This window comes from Mycolicibacterium parafortuitum (assembly GCF_010725485.1).
Lineage (GTDB): Bacteria > Actinomycetota > Actinomycetes > Mycobacteriales > Mycobacteriaceae > Mycobacterium.
In genome coordinates this window covers 5,201,633-5,220,429 of the sequence record NZ_AP022598.1, presented here as the reverse complement: position 1 = coordinate 5,220,429, position 18,797 = coordinate 5,201,633, and the positions used below count along the sequence as shown (strand labels likewise).

Below are 18,797 nucleotides of genomic sequence, written 5' to 3'. Positions count from 1 at the left end.
GCATCACGACGGCGTGCCCGGCCTGTTGACGAACCACACGTTGTCCTCGCGCAGATGGCGGCTGCGCCAGCCGGCGGGCGTGCGCACCAGATCATGGAAGTAATAACCGCCACAACAGCTTTGCTCGGTCATTCCGGGCAGCTGCATCGGGTTGTAGAACATCGCGCGCACGGTGGCGGTGTCGCCGTCGATCTCCGTCTCGACGTTGGTGATGTAATGCATCGTCCACGGGATCGCCGCGAAGGCCTTGCTGAACAGGTCGGCGATCTCGTCGCGTGAACCCGGCGGGATACCGGCCGACGAGTAGTCGATCCGTGCGTCCTCGGTGAACACCGAGCGGTACAGCTCCCAGTCCTTGGTGTCCACGCCGCGGGCGTAGCGGCTCAGCAGTGCCCGGATCTCCAGCTCGTCGGCGACCGTCGAAACCTCGCTCATCGCGTCACTGATCCGGCATGCCAATGGTTTTGGCGTCGAGGTACTCCTTGTAGCCCTCTTCGCCGTTGCGGTAGCCCAGACCGGACTGCTTGGTGCCACCGAACGGGCTGCCGATGCCGAAGTGGCTCTTGCTGTTGATGGTCACGTTGCCGGTGCGCATCCGGGTCGCGATGTTGAAGGCGCGCTCCAGATCGCCGCCGCTGACCTCGCCGGACAGGCCGTAGATCGTGTTGTTGGCGATCGCGACGGCCTCGTCGTCGGTGCCGTAGGGGGTCACGGTCAGCACCGGGCCGAAGATCTCCTCCTGGGCCACCTGAGAGTCGGGGTCGACGTCGGCGAGCAGCGTCGGCTGCGTGTAGTAGCCGACCGGGAGGTTCTCCGGAATCCCGCCGCCGGTGACCAGGCGAGCGCCGGAGTCGATGCCGGACTTGACCAGGCCCAGCACTTTCTGGCGCTGGGTATCGCTGATCTGGGGGCCCTGCATGATGCCCGGGGTCCACGGATCGCCGACGGCGAAATTCTCCATCATCGTCTTCAGGATCTCGATGCCCTCGTCATAACGACTGCGCGGCAACAGGATCCGGCTCGGAAGGATGCAGGACTGGCCCGACATCACGCACGCCATCATCGCGGCCATCGACAGCGCGGTGTTGAAGTCGGCGTCGTCGAGCACGATGTGGGCGGACTTGCCGCCGAGCTCGAGCAGCGTCTTCTTCACCGTCGGCGCGCCGGCGGCCAGGATCGCCCGCCCGGTCGCTGTCGAGCCGGTGAACGTGATCATGTCGACCCGGGGGTCGGCCGACAGCGCGGCTCCGACCTCGTTGGCGTTGGACACCACGACGTTGAACACCCCGGCGGGGATGTCGGTCTCCTCGGCCACGATCCGGCCGTACTCGGTGCCCGACCACGGGGTGAGCTGAGCGGGCTTGAGCACCACGGTGTTTCCGGCCATCAGCGCGGGCACCGTCTCGGCGATGTTGAGGTAGAACGGCACGTTCCACGGCGTGATCGCGCCGACGACGCCGACGGGTTCGTAGTGGATCTTGCGCCGGGCCGGGCCGAGCGGAGTGTCGTGCAGGCCGTTGTCGACGAGGTAGTCGAAGTTGCGGCCGTGCTCGGCCCAGTGCTTGACCTCGTCGATCGGGCTCTCGATCTGACTGCCGGTCACCGTCACCGGGCAGCCGACCTCGGTGATCAGGATGCGGCGCAGGCGTTCCTTGTTGCGCTCCAGCGCCTCGTGCAGCTGGGTCAGGCAGTGGTAACGGAAGTCCAGGTCGCGCGACCAGTCGGTCTCGTCGAACGCGCGGCGCGCGGCCCCGACGGCGCGGGCCATGTCGTCGACGGTGCCGTCGGTCGCCGTGCCCGCGACCTGTTCGCTGGCCGGGTGGATCACGTCGAATGTGGCGCCGCTGCCGGTCAATTGCAGTTCGCCGTCGATGAGCATGCGCTCGTCGCCGGCGAGCACCCCGGTCTCGGTCTCCGTTGTCGTCATCGCCACAGCATTACAAATTTTGGGCTGACTGTCAGCCAGTTGGTCGATCGATCAGTCAGCGGGGCGGATGCCCACGGCATGCCGCAGCTGGGCCAGGAACTGGTCGTCGTCGTCGGCGCGCACGATGTAGTGGCAGACCGCGACCCGGACCGCGGTGGCGGCCTTGACCGCGCCGTTGGCGCCGGGCAGCAGTTTCTCCAACTGCGCGCGCATCAGCGGGATGATGTGGGACAACCGGGAGATGACGACCTCGGGTTCGATGTCGACGAGCCGGACGCCGGAATAGGACTGCTGGTATTCGACGATGAACCGCATTGCCGCGTCGACGCGTTCGGTGCCGCGCAGGCCCGCGGTCGCCTTCATGATCCCGGTCTCGAACATCTCGCGCTCGTATACGCCGAACGCCTCCAGCAGGGCCGCCTTGTCGGCGAACCAGCGATACAGCGTGGGGCGCGAGACGCCGGCCTGCAGCGCGACCTCGGACAGGCTCAGTTTCGTCTGCCCGCTACGGCCGAGTACCTCGGCTGTCGCGACCAGGATGCGTTGCCGCGTCGAGATGTCGTCGGTGCCGTTGGTGTCACTGACAGGTTGGTTCACGTACCGGCCTCACTTACGGGTTCGGTGTCGATCGTAAAGCGTGGCCCGTCCCGTGGCGGACGGCGCGCGGGGCGGTGTCGGTCACAAGCGGTGTCGGTCACAAGCTCTTCTGCAACAGTGCGGTCGTCTCAAGGTCGTCGAGCGCCTCCAGCGCCCGTGCGAGTCCCTTGAGTGCGATCGTCTCGTCCTGCATACCGCCCATGCCCGCGGTGATCAGCGCCGCCACGTACGGGTACAGCGCACTCTGCCGGTACCGGTCCCACAGCTCGTCGCGGTCGAGGTCGGGGCCGCCGCCGGCCGACAGCGCGCCGCGGTACACGTCGAGCAGATCGCGCTGGGTATCGCGTCGGCTGTCGGTGGTCATGCTGGTGATCAGGGTGTAGGCGAGTTCGCGGCTGGGGTGGCCGCGCCGGACGGCCTGCCAGTCCAGCAGCCCGGGCTGCCCGTCCCGGAAGTACAGATTGCCGGGGTGGGCGTCCCCGTGCATGACGGTGTGCGGCGCCCGGTCGATCAGCGCCGCGGCCGCGCGGTAGTTCTCGTCGATGAAGCGGCCGCGCCCGATCGGCAGGTCGGTGCGCTCGGCGAGCCTGCGGGCCGAGGTCTTCAGCAGTGGCGCGGTGAGCAGGGACGCACTGTCCTGCGACGCCGAGTACAGCCAGCCGGGAACTCTGCCCCAGAACGTCGCGTGCAGCCGCGCGAGCAGCTCGACCACCTGTGCGGCCCGGTCGGCGTCGATCGGGTGCAGGGTGTCGGGGAATTCGCAACCGCTGACGGCCAGGTCCTCCAGCACCAGCACGTAGCGGCCGGTGACCGGGCTGAACCGGCCGCCGTGGCAGTGCGGCAGCCCGGACAGCTCCGGCGCGAGCAGGCGGTAGAACCGGGTCTCGGTTTCGGCGAGGTTACCCAGTTCGCCCATCAGCCGGGTCGCGACCGTCTCGGCGGCCATCTTGACGAACACCGTCGGCGGGACGCCGCGTCCGGTCAGGGCCAGCCGCGCCCGCGACGACGTGCCGGCGTCTCCGTCGAGCACCGACACCTCGGTCACCGGCCGGCCCAGCAGGGCCGACATCGCCGCCGGGTCGAGATCGCCGACCGTGCGCGGCATCGACAGCAGCCGCCCGATGAGCGTGTCGGTGCCGATTCGGCGCACTCCGCGACCAAGATGCGAGGCGAGGCCCAGCGCAGGTGCGATCCGGTGGGTCGGGACGGGCAACGCGAGCCTCCTAGGCTTGGGCCGGCAACACGGGGATGCTTTACAAGATAGCGGTGAACTGTAAAGCGTCTCGCATTTTCGGAAGGGAACACGGTATGGCGGGTCCGCTGGAGGGCGTCCGGGTCGTCGAACTCGGGGTGTGGGTGGCCGGACCGGCGGCCGGCGGCATCCTCGCGGACTGGGGCGCCGACGTCGTCAAGATCGAGCCCCCGGCCGGTGACCCGGCCCGCACCTTCGGCCGGATGCTCGGGATCGCGCCCACCGACCGCCACCACGTGAGCCCGCCGTTCCAGATGGACAACCGCAACAAGCGCAGTGTGGTGCTGGACCTGACCACGCCGGCGGGCCGGGACAGCGCGCGGGCGCTGCTGGAGGACGCCGACGTGTTCGTGACCAACATCAGGGCCGGGGCGCTGCAACGCATCGGGCTGGATTTCGAGGCCGTCGCGCGGATGAACCCGCGCCTGGTGTACGGGTTGATCACCGGGTACGGCGGGGAGGGCCCCGACGCCGACCGGCCGGCCTACGACGTCGCGGCGTTCTGGGCCAGGGCGGGTCTGGCCCATCTGCTGACGCGGCCCGGGCAGACACCGCCGTTCCAGCGCGGCGGCATGGGCGACCACACCGCGGGCACGACACTGGCGGGTGCGATCTGCGCCGCGCTCGTCGCGCGCACGCGCACCGGGGAAGGGCAGCTGGTGACCACGTCGCTGTATCGGCAGGGCGCCTACACCGTCAGCTTCGACCTGACCACGTTCCTGATCACCGGCGCACCGATCGCGATCGGGCAGCGCGAGTCGATGGGCAACCCGTGCATGAACAACTACACCGCCGGCGACGGCAGGCGGTTCTGGCTGGTGGGCCTGCAAGGTGAGCGGCACTGGCCCGCACTGTGTGCCGCGGTGCAACGCACCGACTGGCTCGCCGACGACCGGTTCGCCACCGGGCGGGCGCGCGCGGCCAACGCGCAGACGCTGATCGCCGAGCTCGACGAGATCTTCGCGACCAGGACCCTCGACGAGTGGGCCGAGGTGTTCGCCGCGCACCCGGATGTGTTCTGGGCGCCGATCAACTCGATGGAGGACGTGCTCGCCGACGAGCAGTTCCACGCCGCCGGCGGGATCGTCTACGTGCCCGACGACGAGGCCGGCAGTGTGCCGATGGTGGCCACCCCGGCGGACTTTCACGGTACCCCGGTCGAGATGCGCAGCAGCGCACCGGAACTCGGGGAACACACCGACGAGGTGCTCACCGAGATCGCTCAGCGGACGAACCGCTCCACGTGACCGGCAGTGCTTACCGATCGAGCCTGACCCGCGCGGCGTGGCGTAACTGGGCGAGGAAGTCGTCGGTGTCGTCGCTGCGCACCAGGTACTGCGAGATCGCGACGCGCACGGCGGTGGCCGCCGCCAGTTGCGCGTCGGGGCCGGTGCACAACCGCTGCAGGCGCTCCCGCATCAGCGGCAGCACCTCGGCCATCCGCCGGATCACCTCGTCGGGTTCCACGTCGATCATGCGCAGCCCGGGGTACGACAACTGGTTCTCGACGATGACCCGCAGCGCGGCGTCGAGGCGTTCGTGCCTGGGCAACTCCGCGGTGGCCTCGGCGATCGCGCGCTCGTAGTACTGCCGTTCCCACACGACGAACACGTCGAGCAGGTCGCGTTTGTCGGCGAAGTACCGGTACAGGGTCGGTCGCGACACCCCGGCCTGGCTGGCCACCTCGGACAGCGACAATTTGGCAGTGCCGTTGCGGCCCAGCACCTCTGCGGTGGCGGCCAGAATGCGCTGGCGCGTCGCGTTGTCCGGATCTCGGGGATCCGGCACCGACTGCGGCATGGTTACAGCTTTACAAATTATCGGCCGAGTGTCACGCTGTTCGGGTGAAGGTCGTGGTAGATCTCGCCAAGTGCACCGGCCATGGCATCTGTGAATCCATCGCCGACGACGTGTTCGAGGTGCAGGACGACGGCACCCTCGTGATCCACGACTCCGAACGTCCCGAATCGGATCGCGACCGCATGCGGCAGGCGGTCACCCAGTGTCCCGCAGCCGCACTCAGCCTCACCGAGTAATCAGCGGGGGCGCACCAGCACGGACTGCTGGATCGCCCCGATCGCACCGGTCTGGTCGAAGAGCCGGCCCAGCGTGGTGCCGATTCCGTCCGGGCCGTAATTGGTTTCGGCGCGGATCCCGATCCACTCGCCCTCGGGTACCCGGTGGATGTGCACCGCGAGATCGGTGTTCAGGAACGTCCACTTGCGGATGTCGAGCTTGGTGCCGATGCCGTTGGCGTCATCGGCGACGGCGAACAACCGCTGCAGCGGCGTCATCGTCTCGCCACTGACGAGGTCCACCTCGGGTTTGATCCACGACTCACCCGGCCCATCGCCCATCGGCATGGTCAGCCACCGCCAGTCCAGGCTGTGGACGTAATTCTTGTCCCAGTCCTTCTTCATGTCTCGGCTGCGGGCTTCCTCGACGGGGCGCAGCGGCTCGGCCGGGGCGTGCTCCGCGGCCGCGGTGTCGAGGGTCTGCAGCCGCCAGCCACTGGCCTTGGCGACCGGCCGGGGAGCGCCGTCGGGGCCTGGGGCGAGCATCTCGGCGCTGACGAGTTCGATCTGCTTGCCCGCACGTTCCCGGCGGGTGCGCACCCAGAAGTCGCCCTCGGCGGGCACCGGGCCGAGCAGGTCGACCAGCACCCGGCTCAACCGGGTGTCGTCGCGACGTTCGCAGTGCTCCAGCCCCCGCACCAGTAGTGCCGAAACCGGCGCCGCGTGCTGGATGGCCGCTGACCACGTGCTGCGCACGAAGTCCGTCGCGGCGAACTTCTCGCCGAACTCGCCGTCGGTGTCGAGGAGTTCGTAATAGGAGTCGGACACGGGCAACCCTTTCAGTTCCTGGTCAGTGCAGATGCGCGTCGGCGACGAAACCGGCGGCCGGCACGTCGACGGTGGTGGCGTCGAGACGGGACAGCAGCGTGCCGCGGACCCGATCGGGATACGCGTCGGGGGTGGTCACCAAGAACAGCGTGCGGCCCTCGGGTCCGCCGAGCGCGCACGCGATCGCGGTCCGCTCACCGATGTCGATGCGGTCGGTGACCTCGCCGCCCTCGACGATCCGCTCGAACTGGTGGGCCAGCGTCATGCCGACCCACACCCCGCCGTCGTCGTCCAGGCAGATCCCGTCCGGCGGGCCGTCCAGCCCGTCGGCGAACACCCTGCGGCCGCCCAGCATTCCGTCGTCGGCCACGTCGAAGGCCGTCAGCCGCCGGCCCGTGGACTCGGCGACGATCAACGTCGTGCCGTCGGGCGTCAACACCATGCCGTTCGGGAACTCCAGGTCGCCGGCGACCACCTCGAAGGTCCCGTCCGAGGCGTCGACACGCACGATCAGCCCGCCCTCGCGGGCCTGCGAGCCGACATAGGCGCACCCGTGCCGGTCGATCACCATGTCGCCGAGGGCGGCGGGGACGACGTCGGCCAGGTCGGCGACCGTCACCACGGACTCGCCGTCGTACCCGAGGATCTGTCGGCGTTCGGTCGACACGATCAGCAGCGTCCCGTCGGGGCGAAAACCCAAGCCCGACGGCGCATGCCCGGGAAGCGCCAGGGTGCTCATCTCGCGGTCGAGGGTCACCGTGTGTACCGCCTCGCCGAGCATGTCGGAGAACCACACCAGGCCTTCGAACCAGCGGGGGCCCTCACCGAAGCAGAAACCGTCCGCCAACGAGGTCAAGGTCATTTCGTGACTTTACAAAACACGCGACAAGTGTCACGCTCGCTGGGTGCAGCTGTCAACCAGGAGCATGTCGTGAACATGAAGAAATACCACAGCCACACTCTGCTCTATCTGCACGAGACCGTCGATCTCGGATCGGCCCGCGGCGACGAGTTCGTCGCCGAGTTCAGCGCCGTGTACCACCCGATGATGAGCGAGCTCGGGGCCAGGCTGTTCGCGATCTGGGAGACGACCCCCTACAACGGACATTGGCCGCAGGCCACGATCATCTGGGAGATCGACGCGTTCGCCGACTACGCGCGGATCGGGCGGGCCCAGGCGCGCGGCGGCAGCCACGAGTCCGCCGCGGCGAAGTGGTCGACCTTCCTGCGTGAGACCGGAGCCCGCGGTGAAGGCCGCATCATGTACGCCGGGCGGGCCAACAAGACGCTGGCCCAACTGCAGGCCGCGGATTTCAAGGCCGGGTTGGTGATCCAGGAGATCATGCAGACCAAATCCGGCAGGCAGGACGATTACATCCGCGAGCTCGAACGCCTCTACGTGCCGTGGTCGGAGTCGACCGGAAAGCGCTGGCTCGGCTCGTTCATCACCACGTTCCGGTTCAACGAGGTGATCCATTACTGGGCGCTGGAAGGGGACTGGGACGTCTTCGAGAATCACTACCCGTCCTGGAAGGACAGCCCGCCCGCCGAGATCGTCACGTGGATGAGTGTGGCTCCCGCGTTGCGGGACGGCTGGGAGGACTCGATTCTGGCCGCTCTGCCCCCCTCTCCGCTGCAGTGATGTACGACCCGTTCGATCCGGCGGTGATGGCGGACCCGCTGCCGTTCTACCGCGTGCTGCGCGACGAGCATCCCGTCTACCACCTCGACAAGTGGGACACCTACGCGCTGTCCCGGTTCGACGACATCTGGAATGTGTTGGAGATCAACGACGGGACGTTCGTCGCATCGGAAGGGACGCTGCCCGCCGCGACGGTGCTGGCCACCCACAACGACGGTCCGGTGCCGGATCCACCGCTGCATCCGATGCCGTTCCACGCGAATTTCGACGCCCCGATCTACGACGAGGTGCGCCGCTGCACGGCGGCGCCGTTCCGGCCGAAGAACGTCGCCAGGCTCGGCGAGCGGATCCGGGTGCTGGCCAACGAGCGCCTCGACGAGCTTCTGCCCAAGGGCCGGTTCGATCTGACCCAGGACTACGGCGGGATCGTCGCGGCGTCGATCGTGTGCGAACTGGTCGGCCTGCCAACAGATCTGGCTGACGATGTGTTGTCCACGGTCAACGCGGGCAGCCTCGCGCAGCCGGGCAGCGGGGTGGAGGTGGCCAATGCGCGGCCGGGCTACCTGGAGTACCTCACCCCGGTGGTCCAGCGGGCCAGGGCCGAGGGGCCGGGCGGTCTGCCCATCGTGGACAACCTGCTGGCCTACCGGCTGCCGGACGGCTCCGAGCTCTCCGACACCGAGGCCGCGGTGCAACTGCTGGGCGTGTTCATCGGCGGCACCGAAACCGTGCCGAAGATCGTCGCGCACGGGCTGTGGGAGCTCACGCGCCACCCTGATCAGCTCGCCGAGGTCCGCTCCGACCTCGGCGCCAACGTCGCGGTCGCCCGAGAGGAGATGATCCGGTACTGCGCCCCCGCCCAGTGGTTCGCGCGAACCCTGCGCCGGCCGTTCACCTTGCACGGCACCACGATGCGGCCCGGGCAGCGGATCATCTCGCTTCTGGCATCCGCCAACCGCGACGAGCGCGAATACGACCGGCCGGACGAGTTCGTGTGGAACCGTCCGATCCCGCGGCTGCTGGCGTTCGGCCGGGGGCAACACTTCTGCCTGGGCGCACACCTGGCCCGGCTCGAGATCGCCACCATGGTGACCGAATTCCTGAAACGGGTACCGGATTTCACCGTGGACACCGCCGCGGCGTCACGGCCGCCGTCGAGCTTCCAATGGGGCTGGAACTCGCTGCCCGTGGAGGTGTGACATGTGGGCCTACCGACTCGTCGCGCCGTATACGTTCGAGAAAACCGATGTGCCGCAACGCTCTGCGGAATCCCTGGCCGACGGTCAGGTGCTGCTGAGGTTCCTCGCCGCAGGAATCTGCGGAAGCGACCTACCAGGGTTCCGTGGCGCCAAGGGTCGACTGCCGTTCGACACCGGCGCGCAGGCCGCCGAGAAGGACGGCTTTCCGATCCACGAGATCGCCGGAGAGGTACTGGCCAGCCGGCATCCCGACCACCGGCCCGGCGACCGTGTTGTCGGCTGGGCGTCGGGGTTCGACGGGCTGATGGAACAGGTGGCCGCCGACGGCGACGGCCTGGTCGCCTACGACCCGTCGCTGAGCCCGGCGCATGCGGTCGCATTGCAACCACTGGCATGCGTGCTCTACGCCGTCGAGCAGATGCCCGACCTGACCGGTCGCCACGTCGCGGTGCTCGGCCAGGGCTCGATCGGCCTGCTGTTCTCCTACGTCGCCAAGGTGGCCGGAGCCTCGCACGTCACGGGGGTCGACCCCGTGGACCGCAGCGACATCGGGCCGGCGTTCGGCGTGGACACCGCCGTGCGGGCGACCAGCGACCGCTGGGTGAGTCATCTGAGCGCCGGCGCCAAACCCGACGTCGTGATCGAGGCGGTCGGGCATCAGGTCGCGACGCTCTCGCACGCGGTGGAGGCCGCCGCGTTCGGCGGATTCGTCTTCTACTTCGGTGTGCCCGACGATGATTCGTATCCGATCAGCATGCGCACGATGCTGCGCAACAATCTGACCCTGAAGTCCGGTGTCACGATGGACCGCCGCCGGGTGCTACAGAAGGCCGGGGCATTCGGCGCCGCGCATCCCGGCCTGCTCGACCGCTACCTGACGCACACCTACGGCGTCGACGACGTGCAGGCCGCCTTCGAGCTGGCGTCACGCCCGGTGCCCGGACGGATCAAGATCGCGATCGTGGAGTGACATGACCAGCAGGCTGCAGGACGCGCTCGCCGGCAAACCCCACGTGTGGGGCGGCTGGGTGGTGGGCCCGACGGTGATCGGGCCCGAGGAGTACGCCGCGGCGGGTTACGACTACGTCGGATTCGACGTACAGCACGGATATCTCGACGATGCCGACGTCGCGCTGATGTTGCGCCGGCTCGAACACCTGCCGATCGCGACCCTGGTGCGGTTGCCCGATGCGGCACCGGCGCCGATCGGGCGGGTGCTCGACGCCGGAGCCGACGGGGTGATCATCGCGATGGTCGAATCCGCCGCTGTCGCCGCGGCCGCGGTTTCGGCGAGCCGCTACGCCCCGGACGGAATCCGCAGCTTCGGCCCGTTGCGGGCGAGCCTCGGGCTGGATCCCGTGGAGTTGCAGCAGCGCACGTCGGTGTTCGCGATGATCGAGACAGCCGCCGGACTCGCTGCCGTCGATGAGATCTGCGCGGTGGACGGGTTGGCTGGGATCTACGTCGGGCCCGCCGATCTCGCGCTCTCGATGGGACACGGCCCGACGCAGGCGTTCTCGGCGCCGGGGATGCTCGACGCGATCGGTCATATCCAGCGGGTCGCGGCCGGGGCCGGTCTGGTCAGCGCGATCCACGCCAATGTGGGCACGGTGGGAAACCGCATGGCACAGCAGGGATTCCAGATGATCACTCTCGCCTCCGAATCACAGGCACTGCGCCGCGGCGCCGCCGCGCATCTCGCCGACGCGCGAGGGGAGACGCCCTGATGGCCCCCGTCGCGCTGGTGACCGGCGCCGCCCGCGGGCAGGGCGCGGCGATCGTGCGCAGGCTGCTGCAGGACGGCTATCAGGTCGCGGCGTGCGACCAACTGGTCGAGGACGTCACCCGCACCGTCGCCGACCTCGGCACGGACCGGGCCGTCCCGGTGGAACTCGACGTCACCTCGGCCGAGCAGTGGGCGCGCGCGGTCGACGAGGTCGTCGGGCACTTCGGGCAGATCACCGCGCTGGTCAACAACGCCGGTGTGCTGCATCGAGCTTCGCTCTCCGCCGAGACGCCGTCGGGATTCGAGGGAAGCTGGCGGGTGAACTGTCTCGGGCCGTTCCTCGGTATCCAGGCCACACTGCCGCACCTGCGGGAGGCCGAGCGCGCCGCGATCGTGAACACCTGCAGTACCGGAGCGGTGCGCCCGTTCCCGAACCACGCCGCGTACGGATCGTCCAAATGGGCGCTGCGCGGGCTCACCCAGGTCACCGCCGTCGAGCTCGCCGCGTCCGGCATCAGGGTCAACGCGGTCTTCCCCGGGCCCGTCGAGACGCCGATGCTCGACGACGCGACCCAGACCCGGCTCGCCGAGCGGGCATTGATGGGCCGGATCGGTAAGCCGATGGAGATCGCCGACGCGGTGGCCTTCCTGCTGTCCGAGCACGCCAGCTTCATCACCGGTTCCGAGCTCATCGTCGACGGTGGGCAGTCCCTGCAGATTGGATGACGACCGTCATGGCCAGAGCTTTGTCCGTGGGCATCATCGGTGCCGGCCCCGGTGGGCTGGCGCTCGGGGTCTTCCTGCGCAAGGCGGGATTCGACGATTTCACCATCTTCGACCGTGAGGACGGGGTCGGCGGGACCTGGCGGATCAACACCTATCCCGGCCTGGCCTGCGATGTGAAGTCGCACCTGTACTCGTACTCGTTCGACCTGAACCCGCACTGGTCACGGCTGTGGTCGGGGCAGCCGGAGATCCTGGCGTACTTCGAGCGGTGCGCACAACGCTACGAGCTGGGTGACAAGCTGCGCTTGAACACCGAGATCGTCTCGGCGGCATGGGTTTCCGAACAGCGCCAGTGGGTGCTGACCACGTCGTCGGGTGAGGAACACCGTTTCGACATCGTCGTGTCGGCGATCGGGCTGTTCACCCAGCCGGTGATGCCCGACCTCGTCGAGGAGGAGCCGTTCACCGGGACGATCATGCACACCGCGAAATGGGACCACTCGGTGGATCTGCGCGGAGCCCGCGTGGCGGTGCTGGGGACGGGTTCCACCGCGGCCCAGCTGGTTCCGGAGGTGGCCAAGGAGGCGGCCAAGGTGTACTCGGTGCAGCGGTCCCCGACGTGGGTGCTGCCCAAGCCCGACCGCCCGTACACCGCGCGGGAGAAATGGATGTTCGCCCACATCCCGCTGGCGAAGAAGATCTACCGGACCCGGCTGTGGCTGCGCAGCGAGTCCAACATCTCGGTGATCGAGCACGGCAGCGACAAGACCGAGGAGTTCAAGAACATCGCCCTGCGCACGCTGGAGGCGACCGTCCCCGACGACGAGCTGCGCGCCAAGCTGACGCCCGCCCATCCGCTCGGGTGCAAGCGGCTGGTGTTCGCGACGGACTACCTGCAGACGCTGACGGAACCGCACGTCGAGGTCGTGTCCAGCCCGGCGCGAGCGCTGCGGTCGCGGACGTTGGTCACCGAAGACGGCACCGAACTCGACGTCGATGTGGTGTTGTGCGCCACGGGATATGCCGCGGCCGATTACCTCGGGCAGATCGATGTCCGCGGCGTCGACGGCGTCGCGCTGCGCGAAACGTGGCGCAACGGCGCATATGCCTATCTCGGGATGACCGTCCCGGGCTACCCCAATTTCTTCATGCTCTACGGACCCAACACCAACGTCGGCTCCAACAGCGTGATCTTCATCTTGGAGGCCCAGGCGCACTACATCGTGCGGGCGCTGACCCACATGCGGCGCAGGGACAAGTCCTATATCGAGGTGCGGCCGGACGTGACGAAGCGCTACCTCGACAAGATCGACACCTGGATGCAGGGCACCGTGTGGCTGACCCGGTGCAGCAGCTACTTCCGGGCACCCAACGGCCGCGTCGTCACCCAATGGCCCCGAAGCGCGCGGGACTTCTGGGCGCTGACCCGATGGTTCCGCCCCGGGGACTACGAGTTCACCCAGACCTCCCGCCGGCGCGCGCCGATAGACGTCGGCGCCCAGACCGCGGGGCAGCAGTGATGCGCGACATCGCCGAACGTCTGGACCCGGCGCTGCGGCACCTGGTCGCCGCGCGCACCGATCTGTCCCCGCCCGTACTCGGGGCCGTGCGGGACTCGCTGAATCAGCGCAGGGCCGAGACGGCCCGCACGGCGGACCTCATCGGCGTCGAGGTCGAACAGCGCGACGTTGCGGTGCCCGCCGGCCATTCGGTCACGGTGCGGATCTACCGAGGCGGGCCGCCGCAGTCCCCGGCGGTGATCTACTGCCATTCAGGGGCTTTCGTGCTGGGCAACCTCGACACCGACCATCGGCAATGCATCGAGCTGGCCCGGCGGGGCCGCTGCACCGTGCTGTCGATGGATTACCGGCTCGCACCCGAGCACCCGTATCCGGCTGCGCAGGAGGATGCGTCGGCGATCCTGGAATGGGCTGTGCGCTGCGCGGTCGAACTGGGCATCGACGCGTCGGCCATCGCCGTGGCGGGAAGCAGCGCGGGTGCGGCCTTGGCGGCCGGGCTGGCGCAGCGTTCGGCGGCGGGGGAGGCGCCGCCGGTGGTGTTTCAGCTGCTGCACCAACCGGTGCTCGACGACCGCGCGACCCCGTCGAAGCAGGAGTTCACCACCACGCCGGGTTTCGACGCCGAAGCGGTTGCGTGGATGTGGCGGCACTACGCCGGAGAGGTTCCGCTGCCCGACTCCGCGGTGCCGTCACGCACCACCGAGATGGCGTCGCTGCCGGCGGCGCTGATCACGTGTTCGGAGTTGGATCCGCTGCGTGACGAGGCGATCGACTATGCGCTGCGGCTGATGTGGGAAGGCGTGAGCGTCGAGTTGCACGTGATCAGCGGAACCTGTCACGGTTTCGATTCGCTGGTTCCGGACTGGGAGATCAGCACCCAGCTGTTCGAGATCCAGGGCGCGGCGCTGCGCAGGGCGTTCCTACGCTGAGCTCTCCAGCGCCGCGAGCTCGCGGGCGACCGCGGCGTGGTACGCGTCGATGTTGGCGGGGTTCACCGTGCGGAAGAACCCGTCGGGTAGTGGCGAATCACGGTACGCCTCAACGGTCATGGTGCGGCTGAACAGCGTGACGCCGGGGCCGGGCTCGGTGAACTTGTACTGCACGGTGATGCGGCCCGGCATCCCGCCGTTGCCGTCGGCGTCGTGGCCGAGGTTGCCGACGGAGTTGAACATCCACAGTTTGGGGCGCATCGCGATCGCAAGGTGCCAGGTGAAGATGCGGGATCCGTCGGGCCCGGTCTCGGTCCAGGTGTCGCCGACCTCCAAGGGCAGCTTCTCGGGAATCTTGCCGACGTGCGCGCTGCCCGGATACGTCTTCGTCCAGTTGACCGGGTTGGTCACGAAGTCATAGATCACCTCAGGGGCCTGGGTGAACGCTGTCTCCGAGGTCGTCGTCACGATTCCCACGCTGGTCCGCCTTTCGCGGTCACTTTACAAAGCATCGCCATAATGTCACGCTCCGATGTACGCGCCAAGCGGGTGTGCCGACGGGGGTGTGACGATGGACTTCTCGGAAGTGACTCTGTCCGACGAGGATCGCGCGTTTCGGGACGAGGTGCGCGAGTTTCTCGCGTCGGTGGTCACGGAGGACGTGCTGCGCCGTGATCGCGAGACCGGGGACAACTTCGACGAGCAGGTGCATCTCGCGCTGGGCGCGGCGGGATACCTGGAGCGGGACTGGCGCCCGGAGACCGACGGCGGGTTCACCGCGGTGCAGCGGAGGGTTTTCGAGTTGGAGGTCGGCCGGGCGCACACCCCGTGGTTTCACTGGCCCACCACGGCGATGGTGGCGACCGCGGTCGACCACTTCGGATCCGACGAGCTCAAGGCGGAGGTGTTGCCGCACGTGCTTTCGGGTCGGTACCGGCTGTGTCTGGGCTACACCGAACCCGAGGGCGGGTCGGACATCGCGACGTGCAAGACGCGCGCGGTGCGCGACGGTGACGGTTGGGTGATCAATGGATCCAAGATGTTCACGTCGAACGCGCACCACGCGCAGTACGTGTACCTGATCACCAACACCGATCCGAACGCGCCGAAGCACAAGAGCCTGACGATGTTCCTGGTTCCGCTCGATTCGCCCGGGGTCGAGATTCAGGCGCTTCGCACGGTCGACGGAGACCGGACCAACATCACGTACTACAGCGATGTGCAGGTTCCTGATCGGTACCGCATCGGGCCGGTCAACGGGGGATGGGCTGTGTTGCGGGAGGCGCTCAATGCCGAGCACGGCACGGGGGAGCGCGCCCCGGACGGGCTGCAGAAGCTCGCGGTCATGACCGAACATGCGTTGCTGCTCGCCGAGGAAGTGGACCGGATCGCGGGGACGGTCGGTGATCGGCTGGACGATGGCTCCGTGGCGTACCGGCTGGGGCGCAGCATCGCCCGCCTCGAGGCGGCGCTGAGCACACCGGAGATGTTCGGTCGGGTCGCGATCGCACAGACGTTGCGGGACATCACACCGGAGTTGATGGACATCGGCGGCACTGGATCTGCGGTGCCCGAGGGGTTGAATGCCGAGTACCTGTTCCGGCTCTCGTTGCCGACGGGCATCTACGGCGGCACACTCGACGTGTTCCGCAACATGATCGCTCAGCAAGCCCTCGGGCTCGGCCGCCCGAACTACTCACCGGCACGCTAGAAGGGTGGGTCGTTGCCGCGGGGTGTGTCGCCGTGGTGGTCGGCGTTGTGTTGGCGTTCGCGGGTGATGTAGGCGGTGCGGCTTTGTGCGCGTGTGCGGGTGCGGCGCGGCATCATCGCTGCGCGGTTGTCGCTGTGTGGCACTTGGGGTGGGTCGCCGGTCCAGAGGGTGCCGGTGGGTTTGCACAGGGCGGGGAACAGCAGTCGGCTGCCGGGGTGGGTGGTGTAGGTGTGTCCGGTTGGTGAGGTCCAGACGATGGTGCCGTCGGGGTGTTGGCGGTCTTTCCAGCCGCCGGGTCCGGTCCAGAACGTTTTGAGTAAGTGGTGGAAACGGCACAGTGTTTTGAGGTTTGAGGGGTGGGTGGGTCCGACCGGGTGGGGGACGGTGTGGTCGATGTCGGCGGTGGTGGCCGGTTTGTCGCAGCCGGGGAAGCGACACGTCAGATCGCGGCAGCGGACGAACGCGGCGAGCGCGGCTGAGGGGGTGTAGCGCGGCTCCGGCCCAGCCGCTCCGGGGTGGATGATTTCGCGGATCTTGGCGCTGTTGAGCATGGTGTCGAAGAACGGGGCGGGCAGGAACCCGGACCCGAAGACATAGCCCGACCGGCCCGGGAGCAGGACGGGGGCGCTGCGGCGCGGCTTGGGCTGGGTGGGCGCGGCGTCGCTGTCGGGACGGTCGTCAGCCGAGGTGTCGCGGTCCTCGCTCTCCCGTGACACCTCGACCGGGGTGACCTCCTCGGCGGGCGCGTCGATCTCGGTCTCGACGGTGTCGTGGCGCAGTTCGGCGGCCGACCGGTCACCTTGAGGTACGGGTTGTTGGGTGTTTGTGGTGGTGTGGTCGGTGAGGGCGTAGACGATGACTTCGGGGACGGGCCGGGGGTTGACGGCGGCCTCGCAGTCGGTGTTGCCGCAGCGACAGGCCAGGCTGGTGATGCCGTGCAACAGCGCGGCCCAGGCGTCCTTGCGGCGCTGGTCGAGGGTGCGCGGGTCGGCGTCACAGACGCTGTAGGCCATCGCGGTCAAGGTGCGCCAGCCGGCGGCGGCGTCGCCGTCGAAGACCCGCGACCAGATGGTGGTGAACCCGGGCGCGTCGGTGGGGGCACCGAATTCCAGGGCCGGTCCGATCTCGGCGTCGCGGGACTGGCGCACCGCGTCCGGGTCGTGGCGTTCGACGATCTCGTCGATGTGGGCTTGGGTGGCTTTCACCGACAACGGCCCCCACCCAGTCACAGTGGCGGCGAGTTCGGCGTCGACGGCGGCGATCAGGGCCGCATCGGTGATCAGGTCGGTGCGGGTGATGATCGCGCGCACCAGCATCTCGCCGATCGTCCCGGCCAGAAACAACGCCCCCACCCGCGGCAGCCGGTCCCGCAGCACGACGGCGCGGTAGGTCTGGTGCAGCGCCAACCCTTGGGTGATCCGATACGCCGCGGCGATCTCGGCGGTCACCGCGGCCTGCGGATCCACCCACCAGTACAGCCGCTCCTCCGGGGCGAGGTCGACCCGGCGGCCGAACAGTTCGGCCATCACCGCCAGCTTGCGTGCGCACACCGCATTCTCGGCCCGGCTCGCTGCCCGGGCGGCGTCGATCAGGTCGGCATCGGAGAGCCCGGCAAGACTCTCGGGCTCGGCCACCGACACTTCGAACATGTGTGCGATATTACCGGTGCGGGGTGACATTTCGGAGTGGGTATACCGCGGCTGGGGACCAATTCGGATTTGGGGATAACCCCGGTCAGAGCTGCGGAACCACCTTCGCCGCAAGCAGTTCAAGGGTCTGATCGGAACAGCGATCGTGGGTGAACAGAACGATCTGTCTGAAGCCCATCTCCGCGAGCTTCCCGAGCCGGTCGACGATCTGGTCGGCCGTCCCGATCAGCCCCGTGTCGTGCAGTCCGAAACCCGGCCCACCGAACCGCTTTTCCGCTAGCCCCCGCACGGCCGGCAACGACGACGCATCCGGGGCGAGCGCCATCACCGCCTCGATCGACAGCACGATGCTGTCCGGATCCCGGCCGATCTCGGCGCAGATCGACCGCAGCGCAGCAATTTTGGGTTCGATCTGATCCAGTGCGTACGTCGGGACGTTCCACACGTCCGCGTAGCGGGCCACCAACGGCAGCGTGAACTTCTCGCCGACCCCGCCGACGACGATGGGCGGTCCGGGCTTCTGTACCGGACCCGGCTTGACGGGGAAGTCCGTCACCGTGAAGTGTTCGCCTGCGAAGTCGATGCGCTCCGCGGTGAACGCCTGCTGCAAGATCTGCAGTGTCTCGCCCAGCAGTGCGGAGCGTTGTCCGACCGTCCCCCACGGCAGTCCGGCGCGGCGGTGCTCGTCCTCGATCGAGCCGCTGCCGATCCCCAGCGTCAGCCGTCCTCCGGAGATCTGATCCAGTGTCGTCGCCATCTTCGCCAGCGTGACGGGGTGCCGGAACTGGTTGCACAGCACCATATGCCCGACGCGCAGCCGTTCGGTGCGGCTCAGCAGCGCGGTGGCCAGCGTCCACGCCTCCATCGACGGATACTCCGGCATCCCCGGTCCGTACAAGTGGTCGTAGAGCCACAGCGAATCGATCCCGAGGTCCTCGCAGCGCCGCGCCCGATGCAGGACGTCGTCGAACGAGAAGCCCATCTGGGGCAGGTAGACGCCGATCTCCGGTCTGCTCATCGTCACTCCTGCCGCTGTACATTCCGCCGCCTGCATGGTAACGACATTCTCAGAACTG

Annotated in this window: 20 protein-coding genes; 10 read left to right on the top strand and 10 right to left on the bottom strand. The window is 68.3% G+C overall.

The features are described from left to right. Window positions 1-3 precede the first annotated feature (3 nt). The 4 genes from NTM_RS24680 to NTM_RS24665 form a co-directional block, all read right to left on the bottom strand. Window positions 4-435: a nuclear transport factor 2 family protein gene (locus NTM_RS24680; protein WP_163768706.1), complete on the bottom strand. Its 432-nt coding sequence runs from the start codon at window positions 433-435 to the stop codon at window positions 4-6. 4 nt (window positions 436-439) lie between these two features. After that, window positions 440-1,927, bottom strand: a complete 1,488-nt coding sequence (locus tag NTM_RS24675) for an aldehyde dehydrogenase family protein (RefSeq protein WP_163768703.1) — start codon at window positions 1,925-1,927, stop codon at window positions 440-442. Between the two features lie 51 nt (window positions 1,928-1,978). Continuing rightward, a complete protein-coding gene (locus NTM_RS24670; protein WP_104864778.1) occupies window positions 1,979-2,524 on the bottom strand; it encodes a TetR/AcrR family transcriptional regulator in 546 nt (181 codons plus the stop codon). Window positions 2,525-2,621: 97 nt separating this feature from the next. After that, the gene (locus tag NTM_RS24665) at window positions 2,622-3,737 is read right to left on the bottom strand and encodes a phosphotransferase (protein ID WP_163768700.1); all 1,116 of its coding nucleotides are present in this window, start codon (window positions 3,735-3,737) and stop codon (window positions 2,622-2,624) included. A gap of 95 nt (window positions 3,738-3,832) precedes the next feature. Between NTM_RS24665 and NTM_RS24660 the strand changes: the two genes are divergently transcribed. Then, the gene (locus tag NTM_RS24660; protein ID WP_163768697.1) at window positions 3,833-5,023 is read left to right on the top strand and encodes a CaiB/BaiF CoA transferase family protein; all 1,191 of its coding nucleotides are present in this window, start codon (window positions 3,833-3,835) and stop codon (window positions 5,021-5,023) included. A 10-nt stretch (window positions 5,024-5,033) separates the two neighbouring features. Here NTM_RS24660 and NTM_RS24655 read toward each other — a convergent pair whose 3' ends face one another. Further along, window positions 5,034-5,576, bottom strand: a complete 543-nt coding sequence (locus NTM_RS24655) for a TetR/AcrR family transcriptional regulator (RefSeq protein WP_104864781.1) — start codon at window positions 5,574-5,576, stop codon at window positions 5,034-5,036. Window positions 5,577-5,620: 44 nt separating this feature from the next. Here NTM_RS24655 and NTM_RS24650 point away from each other — a divergent pair, with 44 nt between their 5' ends. Then, window positions 5,621-5,812, top strand: a complete 192-nt coding sequence (locus NTM_RS24650; protein ID WP_104864782.1) for a ferredoxin — start codon at window positions 5,621-5,623, stop codon at window positions 5,810-5,812. Here NTM_RS24650 and NTM_RS24645 read toward each other — a convergent pair whose 3' ends face one another. Both NTM_RS24645 and NTM_RS24640 read right to left on the bottom strand, forming a co-directional pair. Further along, window positions 5,813-6,619, bottom strand: a complete 807-nt coding sequence (locus tag NTM_RS24645; protein WP_104864783.1) for a thioesterase family protein — start codon at window positions 6,617-6,619, stop codon at window positions 5,813-5,815. A 22-nt stretch (window positions 6,620-6,641) separates the two neighbouring features. Next, window positions 6,642-7,481 carry an SMP-30/gluconolactonase/LRE family protein gene (locus tag NTM_RS24640; protein ID WP_163768694.1) on the bottom strand — a complete coding sequence of 280 codons (840 nt, stop codon included), beginning with the start codon at window positions 7,479-7,481 and terminating at the stop codon, window positions 6,642-6,644. Between the two features lie 75 nt (window positions 7,482-7,556). Here NTM_RS24640 and NTM_RS24635 point away from each other — a divergent pair, with 75 nt between their 5' ends. The 7 genes from NTM_RS24635 to NTM_RS24605 are packed head-to-tail and all read left to right on the top strand — an operon-like array spanning window position 7,557 to window position 14,361. Next, the gene (locus NTM_RS24635) at window positions 7,557-8,261 is read left to right on the top strand and encodes an NIPSNAP family protein (protein ID WP_163769616.1); all 705 of its coding nucleotides are present in this window, start codon (window positions 7,557-7,559) and stop codon (window positions 8,259-8,261) included. Next, window positions 8,261-9,460 carry a cytochrome P450 gene (locus tag NTM_RS24630; RefSeq protein WP_170311997.1) on the top strand — a complete coding sequence of 400 codons (1,200 nt, stop codon included), beginning with the start codon at window positions 8,261-8,263 and terminating at the stop codon, window positions 9,458-9,460. The genes NTM_RS24635 and NTM_RS24630 overlap by 1 nt, the downstream gene beginning before the upstream one ends. Window position 9,461: 1 nt before the next feature. Next, complete coding sequence (locus NTM_RS24625) at window positions 9,462-10,430, top strand: zinc-binding dehydrogenase (RefSeq protein WP_163768689.1); 969 nt, start codon at window positions 9,462-9,464, stop codon at window positions 10,428-10,430. A gap of 1 nt (window position 10,431) precedes the next feature. After that, on the top strand, window positions 10,432-11,187 hold the full coding sequence (locus NTM_RS24620; RefSeq protein WP_163768686.1) for an HpcH/HpaI aldolase family protein: 756 nt from the start codon (window positions 10,432-10,434) through the stop codon (window positions 11,185-11,187). Continuing rightward, window positions 11,187-11,912 carry an SDR family NAD(P)-dependent oxidoreductase gene (locus NTM_RS24615; RefSeq protein WP_163768683.1) on the top strand — a complete coding sequence of 242 codons (726 nt, stop codon included), beginning with the start codon at window positions 11,187-11,189 and terminating at the stop codon, window positions 11,910-11,912. The genes NTM_RS24620 and NTM_RS24615 overlap by 1 nt, the downstream gene beginning before the upstream one ends. A gap of 8 nt (window positions 11,913-11,920) precedes the next feature. Further along, window positions 11,921-13,432 carry a flavin-containing monooxygenase gene (locus NTM_RS24610; protein WP_163769615.1) on the top strand — a complete coding sequence of 504 codons (1,512 nt, stop codon included), beginning with the start codon at window positions 11,921-11,923 and terminating at the stop codon, window positions 13,430-13,432. Further along, window positions 13,432-14,361 carry an alpha/beta hydrolase gene (locus NTM_RS24605; protein WP_170311996.1) on the top strand — a complete coding sequence of 310 codons (930 nt, stop codon included), beginning with the start codon at window positions 13,432-13,434 and terminating at the stop codon, window positions 14,359-14,361. The genes NTM_RS24610 and NTM_RS24605 overlap by 1 nt, the downstream gene beginning before the upstream one ends. Here the strand turns inward: NTM_RS24605 and NTM_RS24600 are convergent. Beyond that, window positions 14,353-14,838, bottom strand: a complete 486-nt coding sequence (locus NTM_RS24600; protein ID WP_104864790.1) for a polyketide cyclase — start codon at window positions 14,836-14,838, stop codon at window positions 14,353-14,355. The genes NTM_RS24605 and NTM_RS24600 overlap by 9 nt on opposite strands. Window positions 14,839-14,932: 94 nt before the next feature. On the opposite strand from NTM_RS24600, the gene NTM_RS24595 reads away from it, so the two are divergent. Continuing rightward, entirely contained in the window at window positions 14,933-16,072 is a 1,140-nt protein-coding gene (locus NTM_RS24595; RefSeq protein ID WP_163768677.1) for an acyl-CoA dehydrogenase family protein, read from the top strand. Here NTM_RS24595 and NTM_RS24590 read toward each other — a convergent pair. Then, entirely contained in the window at window positions 16,069-17,721 is a 1,653-nt protein-coding gene (locus NTM_RS24590) for an HNH endonuclease signature motif containing protein (protein WP_163768674.1), read from the bottom strand. The genes NTM_RS24595 and NTM_RS24590 overlap by 4 nt on opposite strands. An 85-nt stretch (window positions 17,722-17,806) precedes the next feature. Further along, window positions 17,807-18,739, bottom strand: coding sequence for an LLM class flavin-dependent oxidoreductase (locus NTM_RS24585; RefSeq protein WP_163768671.1), 933 nt, complete (start codon window positions 18,737-18,739; stop codon window positions 17,807-17,809). Window positions 18,740-18,797 lie beyond the last annotated feature (58 nt).